The organism is Enterococcus mundtii (assembly GCF_013394305.1).
GTDB classification, from domain to species: Bacteria; Bacillota; Bacilli; order Lactobacillales; family Enterococcaceae; genus Enterococcus_B; species Enterococcus_B pernyi.
Genome location: NZ_AP019810.1, coordinates 1,431,436 through 1,446,849, shown reverse-complemented (window position 1 = coordinate 1,446,849; position 15,414 = coordinate 1,431,436). Strand labels below are relative to the sequence as shown.

The following is a 15,414-nucleotide window of genomic DNA, read 5'->3' as shown; positions in this document are numbered from 1 at the left end:
TTTTTTGTATTTATTAGTAAAGTCTTTATATTTAAAAACAACAGTTATTATAAATAAATGTAATATTCAAACGAGAATGATGGTAAGATTATAATAAACGGGGATTTTTAGCTTTATCAAATTTCAATCATAGAAGCTCTTTCTATAAAATCTTTGAGTTCAAGATTCAGTGAAAGAGGTCAGGAGTGAAAAAATGGAAGTATGGGAGATCGTTGAATTTGTCAGAAAGCAAAAAGGAATAACGATTGCAGAACTTTGTGGAGAGGAAGCTAGTCGTTCTGTATATAAACGTTTTATTCAAAATAAAGCAGATACGACAGTCAGTAAGTTGACTTATTTTTTGAAAAAACTAAATTTGGACTATGATGAATTGCAGTTATTTAATTTTCCAAATGATTTATCCGAGGTCAATCGATTGATGCAAGAAGCGGTAGTCGCTTTTGAAAAGAAAGATAGTTTAGAATTACATAGTATTATCATGTTGTATGAAACAGAAGAACCTGATTCTCAAAGAGAACGTCATCTAATCAGTCTGTGTCGCTTGATGATCGCTCAATTAAAAGAGGAAAAAATCGATGTGCTATCTTCAGAGGTTTATCAGTATTTAATGAAGGCACAAACATGGACTCGCTACGAAATTTTTTTGTTTACTAATTGTATGTATGCGTTCCATCCTAAATTTATCGATTTGATTTTAGAAAAGTCGTTTCTTAGTTTGGCGGTCTACGAAGAAAACCGCAGCGGGCAAAGTGAGACATTTCGCATGTTGGCAAATGGCCTCATTCTATTTATTAAAAATCAGGATCTCCGCCTGGTTTGGAAATATGGTGCGAAGTTAGAAGAGTATTTCCTTGAAGAAGAACTATACTATGAGCGTAACTTGCAATTGTTTTTGCAAGGCGTCTGGTATGTGATCAAAGGTAATAAGAAAGGGAAGTATCACATAAAAAACGCTTTAGCAGTCAGTTGCTACTTGGATTCAAAGCAACAATATCAAAAAAAATACGAACTGTTACGCTTCGTGGAGCAGGCGTACCATGTGGATTTTGAACTCAAGAATGAGTTTCCCCCCGCTAGTAATTGAATGCTATCTTAAAATAACTAATCTTATACGAAAAGAATTGTGCGTATACGACGAAGATCAACCTTATTCGGCGTATTTTATTTTGACCAGTTGAAAATCAAGTATGATAAACTAGTCAAAAAAATTTTAGGAGGTACAAAAATGGCAGGAGTAATTGCAGTCACCCCCGAACAACTGAAGTCACAAGCACAGGTTTATTCACAGGCAGCCTCTCAGATCCAAGAGGCGATCCGTAAAGTAAATGCAATGAACCAACAAATCAGTCAACAGTGGAAAGGACAAGCATTTCAAGCTTATTTGGAACAATACAACCAATTAGAAGGTAATGTTCGTCAAATGGAAGAACTTCTTGAGCGCATCAATCAGCAGTTGAACAAGTATGCTGATACGGTTGCAGAACGCGATCGTCAAGATGCAGGTTCGTTTGGATTTTAACTTGATGTTCAAACAGAAGTCACTTTGCTAGATTTTCTTAAACGAATCACATGTGCAACAATACACAATGTAAAACAGAGCATCTCAGCTATAGCCTAAAAAGAGGATATGACAGAAGTGCACATCGCCATGATATAAGCGTCAAAATCCGAAATCAGCTAGCTATTTTTGGATTTTGACGCTTATTTTGAAAGGTAGAAATACAGACAAGTCACTTCTGACCCCATGCTCTTTTAGAAGGAGGAGAACAACTTGAAAAACCATCTGAAGCAAAAGCAGCCATTTATCCTTGCGATCATCGCAAGTTTATCTTTGCTTCTTTTCTTTGCTTATATTGGCTTTAAAGAAAAGAGTATCATCACGAGCACCGCCAGCCCGACGACAAAAATGCAATATGTTTTGGTAAATGAGGATCGAGGAGCAGATTTTGAAGGTCAGCAGTACTTGTTAGGAACCGATTTTGTGACACTGATCAATAAAGATACTGCCAATCGTTGGGAAACGACTACGCGTAATATTGCAACAGCAGGACTAGAGAACGGCCAATTCGATGCAAAAATCATTATTCCCCAAGATTTTTCGGAAAAACTATTATCTTTACAAAGTATCAATCCAGAAAAAGCGATCATCGAATACCAAGTTCGAGATGGTCAAAATGAGATAACTAACCAAATGATCGAAGAACAAGTGAATCAGATTTTAACAAACTTCAATCAGCGTGTTGTGCAGATGTATTTCTCTAGTATTGTAGGAAATCTCTCTGAAGCGCAGCAAAACGTGAATAAAATGACGAATACACATAGCAATTATCAGCAAAATCTAGAAAATAGTATCTATCAGCCATTCCAAAATATTTCAGACAACTATGCGAGTGTATTAGACTCAACTAGTATTTTAGATACAACAAATAGTGCATTCAAGGCACAACAACAGGCCTTTGTTGATTCGGTACAATCTCTTTTGGAGCGCAATAATACAAGTTTAGAAGAGACTCACAAAGAGACAGAAAATGTTCAGGAGACAATTGTTGATTATACAAAAGAAACGAATGAAAAAATCACTGGAGCGATCGATCAATTCAATCAACAAGTCATCTTACAAAAAAATCAATTAACCACTCAGTGGGAGAACGCAACAACTGATTATAGAAATCAATACGACTTATTCAATGATGCGATTTTAGCTCAATTTAGTAACTTTTATACACCAAATGAACAAAATAGTTTCGGTATTTATTGGGATTTCTTGGCTCAGGCAACGGCGTTTCAAACCAATCAACAAACCCGCATCGAAGAGATCCAACAACAAATTACTGAGTTGGAGAGTCAAGTAGAACAGCTAGAACGCTTAAAAGGTCAAATTGCCAATGCGTATTATAATGATCCGACAAGTACACCCGCAACTGCGACAGAAGTTCAAGTGAAAAATGCGATTATCAAATTGATGACAAATCAAAGGAATGAACCCAAATTAGATGGGGCGTACCAATCAGTTATCGAGGAGATATTGCCCCGGATCTCGGTGGATAGTTTAGCTCTATTATTAGCTGAATTACAAAATCAAGCAGTGATCAGTCAGGATCAGGCCGCCATTTTCAATGATGAGCTAGCGATTGTTACACGCTATGCCCATGATTTTGACCGACCAATCGGAAGTGAAGCCTCTTTTGCTTATCTTGAACCGAACGCACAACATGATGCAATGATTTCTTTACCCACCACCAATCAACAGATGTCAATTGAGTTAAATCAAGATACGTTCCTCTCGATACAAGCAGAAGAAGAGCAGCAAGGAATGCTCTTTTTTGATCCAACATATGATTTTATAGAAATGGAAACTCAATTGAATCAGTTACTAGCCCCCTACAACTATGAAACAGCAATCCGAGTAGATACAAATCATTCACAATCGTACAACCTTGGACGATTGAACCGGAGGAGGAAACGGAAGAGACATACCAGCGTATAGAATATCCTTCGCTATCAGATAAATTGAACTTTGAAGTAAGCATTCCTTTAAAGTGGCAGTTGACTCCAGAACAACAAACTACTTCATACAATCAGGTGTTTTACACATGGATGATCAATGAACGCGAACAACCAATGAGTGAATTCTCGGTATATCTTCCAATGGATCAGCCATTGATTGATGATGTGCCACAAATCTTGGAACAGTTTCAACTATTAAGTACGACTGCGCAACAAATCGTCACGCTATTTGGTGCACCACACCATTCTATAACGATTCCCGCATATCGACAGATGATCGATCAACCAGAAAATATGGGGAGATCCCTTATTGAATTAGCTGATTCTCGTTCGATCTATTGGCTATATAACAATCTTCAGGAAAGCGACAAACCTTCGATGATCAGTGAACAACTGTATCAGGAATACAAAAAAACAGGGGATCAGTTGTATAGCGATACCGAGAATCAAATCATTGCATTACAAGCAGTCATTGGTTCTCCTGGGACTAAAGAACCTGAAGAACTAAAACCAACCTTGTACGGTACCTTGCAATTAATGACATTACCACAGACATTTATGGAAGAAGCGGACAAATTAAACCACTGGTTCGCCTCTGCGAATCAACAAATCCATGCAGTATACGACAGTTGGCAGCAAACGGCACAAACAGAAGCGGAATCCGTCATCTCAGAAGAAAATCCACATCCTAAAGAAAATGAATACGCTCTGATTGAAGCTCAAACAGCCAGTCTGATCGAAACGATGCAAGGATTGATGGCAAGTTCAAAAGCAGCAGCTGAAGTTACCGGTCAATCTGCGGCAGAAGTAGCTGATATCACACCTACAATCGATCAGCTAAAAGAATCGACCATCGAAGTACAAGAGAATGCCACCACTATTTTAAGTAATCTAAGTACCTCTCTTGATGAATCAGCACAGACTGTCTCTGAAAATCAAACATATGCCGAATCATTTAGTGAAGTCCTTTCGAATACAAAGAATGGAGGGGCAGACAATCCACATGTCTTTAATTTTTTAGCAAGTCCAATTTTAGGACAAGGAAGCTTTGGTCAAACAAGACAAAGCTCATTGACTCCTTACTATGTGACATTGATCGGTGGCTTTATGATTCTGTTAGTATCCTTTCAATTGTCTAGCGTGATGAAAAAACGTGTAGTGACTTCTGTCGATTTGTTAGTCACACCGAACCGTATATGGAAAAACGTGCCTAATATGGTGGCGGTACTCAGTGTAACGTTAGTTCTGTCACTTATTTATAGCGTTTTAACGACCATAGTATCAGGAGTCGCGCATTCTTTTGTTTGGTTCGTTTATGCATTTTTAGTCTTTGCTAGTGGTCAATTGATTCTTTTAGGGTTCATGCGCCAATTCAAAAAAATCACGTTGTATTTATGTGGTGGGATTTTTGGCTTGTTCTTCATGTTGACTCCTTTGTTGGGCGTAGCAATCAAAAATGGCTCGTTGACAGAATGGCTCTATCGTCTGTCACCTTTACAGAATATTCAAAACGGGTTTAATGTGCTGATGAATGAGGGTGTCATCGGTTGGGGAAGTTATCTCATGCTCGTTCTATTCCTGATATTTGGAGTGATACTGAATTTTATTGTCCGACCAGAAGAGAAAAAAGAACGGTCAAATGAATAAACGGAGGTATAAAATGGTTCAGAAAAAAATAGGGGGGCTTTTCTTTTTGTTGGTAGTTTTACTATTTTTAAGTCACCCGAATGTCACAGTCTTTGCAAGCACACTCACTATCAATAACCATGTGATCTACCAAGAAAGGGAAGGCATCGAAGATCATGAAACAACATTTATAGTGCAAGATTTATTTTTAGAAGATAAAACAAAATTAGACCAAGAACGTGTCCAACAACAAAGACAACAGATTTCTACTGCTCACAACCTCGTCTTTGTGTCGGAAGCAACTCCACAGCCACAGGTCTTTGAGCAAACAATTACACCCCAATTATTCAAAGAAGGGCAAATGTCTGTAGGACATCAGGTGTCAGCTAACCCAAATCACACAGCTATCCAGGGAAGAATTGTTTTGTGGATCTTACTTCTACTAGGAAGTATTTTACTGACTATTGGAGGCAATTATCTTGGTAAAAAGTTTTCACAGCAGAAATACAAAAATGATTAAAGGACTGTTGTAGTTGGATAGAAATCAAGCAATTGGGATAAGTTTACAAGTCAAAGAAGAAATCATTGACTTACAGATCCCGACCCAAGTAACGATTACACGATTAAAAGAATTACTGAAGGAATCTTTCATACAAAATGGTTCGTCCTTGCCAGAGGTGTTCGACTTAGTGGTATTGAATAAACCGATCCGCTTAAAGGAAGAGGCATATGTGGCAGACTATCCATTAAGTGAAGGCGATCATTTACTGATCCATGAATCTCAACAAAAATCGGAGGAACGAACGTGACCCACATAAAAGATATTTCTGAAACGATCATGATTGAGACAACAACTGATGCTGTCAAAGTGACACTGAATGCTAAGCAATACCAACTCGATCGTTTAGAACAGTATCAACTATTCTTAACACAGAAAAAACACTTGCTCTCTGGACAGATCGTAGAATCTTCAGAGGAAAAACTCGTCATTCAATACCAGAAAAGTAAACAAATGTATTCTTTGCAAGAGTACCTTAAACGAACAGAACTTTTTCAACGATTATTACTTGCACAAAAAATCAATTTCTTATCCGAGTTTTTGAGTAGCCCGATCCAGCCGTTCATCCATCCAGCCAATCTATTTCTATTTGGAGAAGAAATCATCGTAGCACATAGAGGTTTTGCGCATTCAATTATTCCTTATGAAATAACCGAAGAAGAATTTTTGAAGCAATATCGTGCCTTGATCCTGACAATTTTACATCCTAAGTTCGATTATGAGCAACTGATTGAAGGAAATGGCACATTGAAGGACGAGTTTTCTAAACGAATCCAAAGAGCAAACAGTGTCGCAGAAATCGACCGCATGATTGGCGAACAAGTCGTACAGCAGAAAACGAAACGTGCATCAGAAATTCAAATGGTGAACAAAAGAAGCTATTTTATGTTTAAGTGGGGCACGCTTTTATTAAGTATTTCAACAATGGGTTTGGCGCTTACAACAGGTATCTATGCGTTTGATAAACTTCCCGCACAAGAACGGATCAGTTCTGCTGAAACGCAATATATTGCTAATAATTATGCTGGTGTTTTGACCACATTAAAAGATGATAAACCCGAAGATCTCCCTTCTGGTGCCCAATATGTCGCTGCAGTCAGCGCGGTACAGCTGGATAATTTGTCGAATGAGCAAAAGACAGCAATCTTAAATAACATTTCTCAAAAATCAAATGAGAATACTTTGCTTTACTGGATCTATATTGGAAGGGGGAATTTTGAACGATCATTAGATATCGCACAAAACCTCGGCGATCATCAATACATTTTACATGCCTACACCAAACTATACGACGCGACGCGAGCAAACAACAAGATGAGTGGACAGAAGAAGCAAGAGTTATTAACAAGTTATGAGGAAGAAATCAATAAGTACTTAGAAATCTTAGAAAGCGAGACGGATAGTAATGAAGCAAACTAAGCCAAATTCAATAACTGATCAAATCCAACATTCCGTTTCAGTTCTTTATGATCTTTTTTACTTTGGTTCGACGTTTATTCATAAACAAATAACAGAAAAAAACAATCAAGTAATACTGGACAATCGAACACTTTCCTGTGAAGACGGACAGCTTTTTTGTGGAGGAGAATTAGTCAAGGATGAAAAGTTTCTCCTCGTTCATCATGAAAATTTGAAAACGGTAATCGTCAATAAGCCAAGGGAAAGCGTCTATCTATCAAATACACAAGACTCGGCGATCCGTATTGATTCGGATGCGTTGATTTTTATTCATCGTAATAGTACTGATGACTATCAAATAAAAATCTATCCTAGTAAGGCCAAGATTTATTACAATCACCAACGTGTAGAAAAAGGTGTCTTTCCATTTTCTGTAGGCGATCAATTGATCATTGATTATCTCATGATTGAGATGCGTGAGAAACAATTAAAGATCTCAGATTTAAAAAATCAGCTACAGTTGGACCCCTGGCAGTTGCTCGAAGAACCCTACATTCCCGAGTATCCAGAAAATTTTCCAGCATTTAGGCGTAGTCCAAGAATCCATTTAAAGGAGCCAAAAGAAAAAATAGAGATCCAAGCGCCTAAGCAGAAATCTAATGAAGGAAAGAATGAGTGGTTGAAAACTATCGTTCCACCGTTAGGTATGGTTGTTTTGAGCGGTGCGACAAGTTTTTTGAGCGGGGGCAATCCAGTTATGTTGATCAGTATGGGAGGTGCTAGTTTACTTACAACAGGTTTTTCTGTGTCGAGTTATTTTACAAACAAAAAAGAAATCAACAGAAAAAATCATATGAGAGAAGAGCATTTCCGTCAGTATATGATCAAAAAAAAGTCAGAGCTTAATGTCTTACAGCAAACACAAAAAACAGCATTAGAATATATGAATCCTTCACTGGATGAATTAGCATTGATGGCTAAAGATTATCATGCGAGGATTTATGAACGCATGACAGTGAACGAAGATTTTTTGACTGTCCGCCTAGGAATCGGCGAAATCAATGCTAGTTTTCAAACAAACTTTCAGCCGGTAGAAGAGGATGAACTGAGTAATGAAGCGTTTGAGCATCTTAATAGTCCCTATAAACAACTTGGAGATGCCCCGATCATCGTTTCACTTCTGGAACAGACGGTTGGCTTAGCAGGAACACCTAGTGTTTTACGAACAGCATTACAACTCCTATTATTTCAGTTATGTGTGTTGCATTCTTATCGAGACGTCGAATTCATTACACTGATCCCGTCGGAAGAGTACGAACAACATTGGCGAGAATGGCGTTGGTTACCTCATAACAAAATCCGTTCTTTAAATCTAAGAGGAATGGTGCATACCCCCAAAGTCGAGACATAATTTTGAATTCTTTTTATCAAATAGTGGCAAAAAGAAAACAACAAGTCCGTGAAGCGGGAAATGAAAAGGTACACTTTCAGCCACAGTATGTTTTTTCGATTTTGGATGAAAGTTGGTTGGCAGGTCATGGATTGAACGAGTTTTTAGCCGAAAACTTAGGAGACTATGGAATGACGGTCATTTGGGGAAAAGAAACGTTGAATATGTTGCCAGAAACAACGACTACTTTAATTGAATATCAAAGCAATGAAGCAGCAACGTTGATCAATCAGGACAATGAATATGTGAACCAGCGTTTTATTCCCAATCATTTGCCGACAACCTATCCAATCGAAAAAGCCATTCGGCGTTTGGCGAATCTTCATCATGTGGAAGTAGAGAAAAATGCCGTACCTGACAGCTTGAGTCTATTGGATCAATATGAGGTCAAGACAGTTGAAGAACTAGCGATTTCAAATCGCTGGGCTACTGCGGAACCTAATAAATCGATTCGTTCATTAATTGGTTGGCGTGGAAAAAAAGATTTAGTTTACTGGGATCTACATGAACGAGTCCATGGACCACACGCCTTAGTTGGTGGTACGACTGGTTCCGGGAAATCTGAATTTTTAACGACTTATTTGATCGGCTTAGCAATCAATTTTTCGCCAGAAGATATCGGCATGTTGATTATTGACTGGAAAGGTGGCGGAATAGCCAATACCTTAGATCATTTGCCCCATTTTATGGGCGCAATCACTAATTTGGATGGTGCTGGAACTGCGCGAGCCTTAGCAAGCATCAAAGCAGAGCTAGCGAAACGTCAAAGAGAGTTTGCCAAATATGGTGTAAATAATATCAACGGCTACATGACCTTGTATAAACAAAGAAATACCCCAAAACCAGACGTTGTTTATCCACAAAAACCTTTGCCCCATTTGATTTTAGTTTCGGATGAATTTGCGGAGCTTAAAGCCAATGTTCCAGAATTCTTAGATGAGCTCACTTCTGTTGCACGAATCGGACGTTCATTAGGTGTTCATTTGATTTTAGCCACCCAAAAACCTTCTGGGGTAGTCAATGACCAGATCGAAGCCAATAGTACGAGTAAAATTGCCTTGAAAATGGCGAGTGTCCAAGACTCGAATGAGTTACTCAAAACGCCAGATGCCGCACAAATCACGAATCCTGGACGAGGCTATTTGAAAGTTGGCGAAAATGAGGTATATGAATTATTTCAAAGTGGCTATGCGGGGGTTCCATATGATCCAGAACAATTGATCGAAGAAGTGATTGATGAACGGGTATTCAAAATCAACGAATTGGGCCAGTTAGAATTACTCTATGATCCAGATATCGAAATCATTCAAGGAAAAGATACACGAGATTTGCCGACACAATTAGAAGCAGTGATTGATAAGATCAAGACAATCTTTGCCGATTCTACCTACAAATTGCCGGATAAGCCATGGCTACCGAACTTAAATAAGCAGATTATGGCGCCAAAAATAAAACAGTCAGAAGTTCGTAATCTAGCTATCCCATTTGGTTGTTTAGATATTCCTTCTGAACAAAAACAAATGAATTATACCTTCAATCTCGAAGAAGCGAGTCACACATTGATCGTAGCTAGTCCAGGCTATGGGAAGTCGACAGTGTTGCAAACTCTTGTAATGAACCTTGCCCGTCAAAACACCCCTGCAACGATTCAGTTTCATTTAATTGATTTTGGGAATAATGGTTTATTAGTACTCAAGGAATTACCCCATATTGCGGATATAGCGACTTTGGAAGAAGATGAAAAACTGCAAAAAATGCTTGATCGCATCGAAAAATTATTGGCAGCACGCAAAAATTTGTTCAAGCAAGCTGGTGTCGCGAATCTAACGCAATACGAAACAAGAACAAGAGAAAAATTACCGATCTTAGGAATCATTCTTGATAGTTATGATGGCCTGAGCTTGGAAGATAAGCGCAAAGATAGAATCGACGAAGTGCTTCTTCAACTACTAAGAGATGGTGCCAGTTTGGGTATCTTTCTTGTGATGACCGCGAATCGTGTAGGAAGTATTCGGACTAACATGATGAGCAATATTGCCACTAAGATAACGCTATATTTAAACGATGAAAATGAAATAAATATGGTCATGGGCAGAAATGCTTTGTCACCTGAAGCAATCAATGGGCGCGGACAAGTCTTACTCTCTACGCCAACTACCATTCAGTTTTATCTGCCGATTAACGGGAAAAATGATGCGGAACTACTCCAAAATCTGGAAGAAGAAATTATAGAAATCAATCAAGCTTGGACAGGCGAACGCCCAGATAAAATTCCAATGGTACCAGAAAACCTAACGCAAAAAAGTTTTGCTTCTTACCTTGAACAAGACGACAGCCACACACTGTATTTGGGATTAAACAAAGCCACTTCTTCAGTAGAATCGTTCGACTTGTTCCAGCGCATGAGATTAGGGATCTTTTTCAAATCCAATAAGCAACTTCGTGCGATGATGCCTTGGCTGCTTCAACAAATTTGTCAAGAAAGACAAGAAGAAGTGGTGTTGATCGATGCAAATGGAACACTCGAACCAGCAAAGCCGAAAGTTTCACTATATTTGGACCGTTCATGTCTTAGTGAAAAAGTAACAGCCCTAAAAGGGGCTTTAGAAGCTCTCTTAACAAATGAAACTGGCAAGAGAATCATCATTATCAATGGTATCGCAGACTTGGTCGATAAATTAACATTGAACCCTGAGGAAGTTACCGCTCTGCTAAGTGGAGGAAACGAGCATTTACAGTTTGTTTTTCTCGATCATATGACGAAAGTGGGTAATACCTTTGGCGGAATCACTATGTTCGTAAAAGAAAATATCGATCATATTTTATTTGGTGGAAGCTTACAAAATCAATTATTTATTGAAAATCTTTCTTATCAAGAAAAAAACGCAATAGTTGCTAAAAACGTCCTACACAGTTTGAAGGATGAACACTTGGAAGCTTTGGTGTTTCCTACGGAGGAAGAAGCATGAGAGAAGAAATGATCACACCGTTTTTGCCACTAGGTAGTATCTTAAGACTAGTTGGGACAGAGGATGACCAACTGCTCTATTTTGTCGTTGCTCGTGCCATCGCTAAAAATGAAGAAGAAAAAGTGATAGCGAGATATCGAGTAGCCCCCCATCCGTTTGGAGATGTACCGAGCCAAGAAGTCTTTTCTATCCATGCCGATCAAATCACAGAAGTGTTGTTCGAAGGCTTCCAAAACCAAGACGATGAAGAATTTTTAGACGATTTGCTGAAGCAACTTAGGGATGCGCCAACTAGACCACCACTCGTGCAAGAGGAGAAACCTGTACAGATTGTAGAAACTATAAAAATCAATGAAGAAGAGAGATTAAAAGAAGACCCATTCTATCAATTCAGATAAGGAGAAAAAAGATGCCGAAAATCGCTTCTCAGGAATCCACTGCAACAGCAGCCGTATCAGGAATAAAAAATGTATCTGTTAGTAGTAGTAAAACAAGTTCTTTAAGCAAGAGCACGATCAGCAGTATGAAAACAGGAGTAGAGGTCAGTAACAACCTACTCACCGATATTTCAAATCTAGTTACTTGTGTCAATGAACAGGCAAACAAATTCCCTCAGCTTGCTCAAGCAATCGCAGTCAGAGACAGTCAAACAAGATTCAAGTAAGGAGTCAGTATGGAAAAGGAAGAGTTGCTCGCTGAATATGAGCGTAAAATCAGCAACAATGAACAACGATTGGAGCGTCTGAGTAAAGAAAAACAGCAGTTAAAACAATGTATGTATTATTTAGAGATGGACATGCGAAAAAGCTTTCGAGAAATCCAACAATTCACAGAAGAATTAGTATCCCAAGGAAGCCAAGTTGCTCGTTGGGAGCAAAATGAGAATGAAGGGAAATCAACTTACTTCACGCAGTTGGTAGAAAACCAACAGCACCAACTAGATCAAGAATACTTAAAAGGTGTAATCAAACTTGAAGAAGAACGTACGGAACTTCAGAAAGAAAGGAATAAACGATGGGACTAATTTATTCAGCCACAGAGTCTTCTAATTTAATGAGCAATCTGACCACTAATTTATCGCTTGCTCGTACAACGATCACCCAACTACGAACAGGTAGTCAACAAGTTGTTCAAGCGGTTGATGGCAAAAAACTCTCAGGAGCTGCTTATCAAGCTGGGAAAGGGCTGTTTTCTGAGTTGATCATTCCTACGATCAATCGGGTAAACACTGCGGTACAAGGGATTCAGTCAGACTTGAATCTTTACTCTTCCGCACATCAAATGCTTGCCAGTGAAGGATACTTGGATGAAGAGAATTTAAGCGGACAGATTCGTGCCAAAACATTCGCTAAACAATCAATCGATAACCACGCGCAGACGATTAGGCAGATCGCCAATACAAGCATATTACCAGGTATCACAGAAATGCTCAGTGATTTTCATCGAAACTTGATGCGAATGGCGGACAGCCTGCAAGAAGATATCTACAAGTTGCAACGCAAACAACAAAAACTGCATGCCTTTAACTTCCAAACCAGTGGACTGTTCAATAACAGTCTACTGGAATTGAAACTCGCCATGCAAAGCGTATTAGTCTTGAACCAAACAACCATCAAGGCAGACGGTAGTTATGTATTGCCGAAAGGAGTGGATGGGAGTTGGTTTGAGAAGTACAAACCAAACGGACAAGCTTTGTTGGAAGAATCTTCAAATAATGCCTACTTAGAAATGTATGCGGAGATCGAAAAATTGGTCCAACCCTTGAAAGATGGGAAAACCGATGCAGTCAAGCGGTTCGAAATGTTGATCAAAAATTATCCGGATGCATTAGTCAACAAATTGGCATCCAACGATGAATTTTGGATGCTTGCTAATCATCTACCATCAGGTATGAAAAATAAATTATTTAGCGGTCTTGCAAAATACGAAATGTTCGGTAAAGCCGTTGCCCAAGGGAAATGGATTCCTAAAATCGATACGCTAGGCAAGGCCTATCAAAATTTCACTAAATTTACCTCTCCCGTAAAAACCTATGTCAGCGAAGCCTTGAAGAAATCTCAATTTGTGCAAGGAGCTAAAAATTGGGGTGTTGCCAAAGGATTAGGAACGGCAGGCCAAGTAGCTACTTACGCGCAATTAGGCGTCACTTTCGCCGCCAATGCGGTGAATGAATATGGAAAAACAGGAAGTGTTGGCAAAGGAATAATAGGCGGTGGAATAGAGATGGTGAAGAGCATTGGACCGTTAGAGGGAATGACATTAGGTGCGGCAGTCGCTGGGCCGCCGGGTGCTTTACTTGGTGTTGCTTTTGGACTTTCAAATAAAATATTGCAGTTTGCTTTTCCAAATAAGTACGATTATGGAAAAAAAGTTGCTTATGAAGCATACGATAAGAGTGTTGAGAAAGTGGGTAAGGTGATTGAACAAAGTATTGATACAGTCAAACATGTGTATAAAAATATTCAACAAGTAGGTAAATCAACAGGAAAGATGCTATTTTCGGTAAAAATACCAAAAATTAGCTTTAATTGGTGAAGAATATGAAAAAATTATTCAATGCGACGTTTGAACAAAGCTTAAACTTGTTGGATGATCGTTTAGTCGATTATATGATAAAAGATACTGAAAAAAGAGGATTATATAATGGGAAAAAGCGTTTTTTATTAATATCTATATCAATAATTTTAATAATGGGACAATATGGTTTTGTTAAATTTACTGAATTAGGGATAAAAGATCCTGATAGAAATAGCCTTGTTCCTGAACCAGATATAAATTTTTTGCCAGAAAGTTTTTTTTGGATATTTCTTTTTATTTATTTATTTATCTGGTTATATACAAGATATAAAAATAGGAATAATAGTAGTACAAGAATTTTTATTACAATGAACACCTGTAACAATTACCTTATTTGGTTAATACTGACAGTAAATTTATTTTTTATTACTATGTTTCTGAAACTATTAACTTCTATTGGGATGATAATCGTTTTGATTTTATTAACGATAGTAGGTTATATCGTTATTAGAAGTAAATGTAATTCCTTAAATATAAAAATGCTTAATATAAAAGATAAAGAGAAACATAAGGTGGGTGGTTTTATAAAAAAAATCATTCAGATGGTAATGAGCTATGGCTGGATAGTGGTCATAATAGTCATGATTTGGAAATTCATTTTCCCTAGTGGGAATACACCTCGAACAGATATGATCGGTTTTATTAATATTTTTGCTATGTGGATAGCGTTTAATATTGCAGTGATTCTCGCCGAAGCCTATCTATTCTTCCCGTATCTATTACACGGTTATTATAAACACAAATACTCAGAAGAATACCGTAATTTTGAAGGGAAAACACAATTAGAATGGTATGGAGAGAAATATTTTAACAAACATATCAAAGGAACTGATAAGGAGGAAATATATAATGAATGAGGGGAAAAAGTTATTACCATTAGGAAGTGTCGTGTTGCTTGAGGAAGGGTTACAAAAATTAGTCATCGTTGGAAGAGGTGCTGTATATACAGATCAACAGTCGAAAAAAGATACGTTTGCAGACTATATGGCAGTACTTTATCCCTCAGGATTAAATCCTGAGACCACTATTTTTTTTGATCATAAAAATATCGATAAAGTTGTTTTTGAAGGATATAGTGATGAAGAAGAAGTGAGATTTTTAGAGATCTATAGCAAGTGGGAGACTGACGTGAAGCAAGCAACCAGTAAATCAGCCCAATCAATTCCGATTGGATTTGATTGACAGATGAGATATCATGTTATTTAAAAGTTTTTAAAATGCTTTTTCTTTTTTAGGAAAATATAGGAAATAGACAAATTTGTAATTGTCTATTCAAAAAAGCCGAATCAACGGCGTTGCTTGTTGATTCGGCTTTTTGAAGTACGGAC

General features: G+C 38.0%; 13 protein-coding genes and 1 pseudogene. All 14 read left to right on the top strand.

Annotation, left to right across the window (positions count from 1 at the left end; genetic code table 11):
- Positions 1-193 precede the first annotated feature (193 nt).
- The 14 genes and pseudogenes from HZ311_RS06875 to HZ311_RS06815 all read left to right on the top strand — a co-directional run bounded on the left by HZ311_RS06875 (position 194) and on the right by HZ311_RS06815 (position 15,268).
- Positions 194-1,084, top strand: a complete 891-nt coding sequence (locus HZ311_RS06875) for an Rgg/GadR/MutR family transcriptional regulator (RefSeq protein WP_023520542.1) — start codon at positions 194-196, stop codon at positions 1,082-1,084.
- Between the two features lie 141 nt (positions 1,085-1,225).
- Complete coding sequence (locus HZ311_RS06870; RefSeq protein ID WP_023520541.1) at positions 1,226-1,519, top strand: WXG100 family type VII secretion target; 294 nt, start codon at positions 1,226-1,228, stop codon at positions 1,517-1,519.
- 252 nt (positions 1,520-1,771) lie between these two features.
- Positions 1,772-3,487 (top strand): type VII secretion protein EsaA, encoded by a 1,716-nt coding sequence (esaA, locus tag HZ311_RS16050; protein ID WP_414458093.1) that lies wholly within the window; start codon positions 1,772-1,774, stop codon positions 3,485-3,487.
- Positions 3,488-3,510: 23 nt separating this feature from the next.
- The gene (locus tag HZ311_RS16045; protein WP_414458092.1) at positions 3,511-5,154 is read left to right on the top strand and encodes a TIGR04086 family membrane protein; all 1,644 of its coding nucleotides are present in this window, start codon (positions 3,511-3,513) and stop codon (positions 5,152-5,154) included.
- Positions 5,155-5,167: 13 nt separating this feature from the next.
- On the top strand, positions 5,168-5,653 hold the full coding sequence (locus HZ311_RS06860; RefSeq protein WP_010734039.1) for a hypothetical protein: 486 nt from the start codon (positions 5,168-5,170) through the stop codon (positions 5,651-5,653).
- Between the two features lie 13 nt (positions 5,654-5,666).
- Positions 5,667-5,942 carry a hypothetical protein gene (locus HZ311_RS06855; protein ID WP_010734040.1) on the top strand — a complete coding sequence of 92 codons (276 nt, stop codon included), beginning with the start codon at positions 5,667-5,669 and terminating at the stop codon, positions 5,940-5,942.
- Positions 5,939-7,111, top strand: coding sequence for a type VII secretion protein EssB (essB, locus tag HZ311_RS06850; RefSeq protein ID WP_137072972.1), 1,173 nt, complete (start codon positions 5,939-5,941; stop codon positions 7,109-7,111). Before HZ311_RS06855 ends, essB begins: the two co-directional genes overlap by 4 nt.
- A pseudogene (gene essC / locus HZ311_RS06845) lies at positions 7,098-11,509 on the top strand (type VII secretion protein EssC). The gene essB and the pseudogene essC overlap by 14 nt, the downstream one beginning before the upstream one ends.
- Positions 11,506-11,907, top strand: a complete 402-nt coding sequence (locus HZ311_RS06840; RefSeq protein ID WP_010734043.1) for a DUF4176 domain-containing protein — start codon at positions 11,506-11,508, stop codon at positions 11,905-11,907. The pseudogene essC and the gene HZ311_RS06840 overlap by 4 nt, the downstream one beginning before the upstream one ends.
- 11 nt (positions 11,908-11,918) lie before the next feature.
- Positions 11,919-12,173: a hypothetical protein gene (locus tag HZ311_RS06835; protein WP_010734044.1), complete on the top strand. Its 255-nt coding sequence runs from the start codon at positions 11,919-11,921 to the stop codon at positions 12,171-12,173.
- A 9-nt stretch (positions 12,174-12,182) separates the two neighbouring features.
- The gene (locus HZ311_RS06830; protein ID WP_010734045.1) at positions 12,183-12,533 is read left to right on the top strand and encodes a hypothetical protein; all 351 of its coding nucleotides are present in this window, start codon (positions 12,183-12,185) and stop codon (positions 12,531-12,533) included.
- On the top strand, positions 12,524-14,044 hold the full coding sequence (locus HZ311_RS06825; protein ID WP_023520534.1) for a transposase: 1,521 nt from the start codon (positions 12,524-12,526) through the stop codon (positions 14,042-14,044). Before HZ311_RS06830 ends, HZ311_RS06825 begins: the two co-directional genes overlap by 10 nt.
- Before the next feature lie 5 nt (positions 14,045-14,049).
- Complete coding sequence (locus tag HZ311_RS06820; protein WP_023520533.1) at positions 14,050-14,943, top strand: hypothetical protein; 894 nt, start codon at positions 14,050-14,052, stop codon at positions 14,941-14,943.
- The gene (locus HZ311_RS06815; protein WP_010734048.1) at positions 14,936-15,268 is read left to right on the top strand and encodes a DUF4176 domain-containing protein; all 333 of its coding nucleotides are present in this window, start codon (positions 14,936-14,938) and stop codon (positions 15,266-15,268) included. The genes HZ311_RS06820 and HZ311_RS06815 overlap by 8 nt, the downstream gene beginning before the upstream one ends.
- Positions 15,269-15,414 lie beyond the last annotated feature (146 nt).

What these genes read in the sequence shown, in the direction of transcription:
- HZ311_RS06840 (WP_010734043.1), top strand. Translation starts at nt 11,506, where the DNA reads ATGAGAGAAGAAATGATCACACCGTTTTTGCCACTAGGTAGTATCTTA.
- HZ311_RS06815 (WP_010734048.1), top strand. Translation starts at nt 14,936, where the DNA reads ATGAATGAGGGGAAAAAGTTATTACCATTAGGAAGTGTCGTGTTGCTT.
- HZ311_RS06835 (WP_010734044.1), top strand. Translation starts at nt 11,919, where the DNA reads ATGCCGAAAATCGCTTCTCAGGAATCCACTGCAACAGCAGCCGTATCA.
- HZ311_RS06825 (WP_023520534.1), top strand. Translation starts at nt 12,524, where the DNA reads ATGGGACTAATTTATTCAGCCACAGAGTCTTCTAATTTAATGAGCAAT.
- HZ311_RS06820 (WP_023520533.1), top strand. Translation starts at nt 14,050, where the DNA reads ATGAAAAAATTATTCAATGCGACGTTTGAACAAAGCTTAAACTTGTTG.
- HZ311_RS06830 (WP_010734045.1), top strand. Translation starts at nt 12,183, where the DNA reads ATGGAAAAGGAAGAGTTGCTCGCTGAATATGAGCGTAAAATCAGCAAC.
- HZ311_RS06870 (WP_023520541.1), top strand. Translation starts at nt 1,226, where the DNA reads ATGGCAGGAGTAATTGCAGTCACCCCCGAACAACTGAAGTCACAAGCA.
- HZ311_RS06860 (WP_010734039.1), top strand. Translation starts at nt 5,168, where the DNA reads ATGGTTCAGAAAAAAATAGGGGGGCTTTTCTTTTTGTTGGTAGTTTTA.
- HZ311_RS06875 (WP_023520542.1), top strand. Translation starts at nt 194, where the DNA reads ATGGAAGTATGGGAGATCGTTGAATTTGTCAGAAAGCAAAAAGGAATA.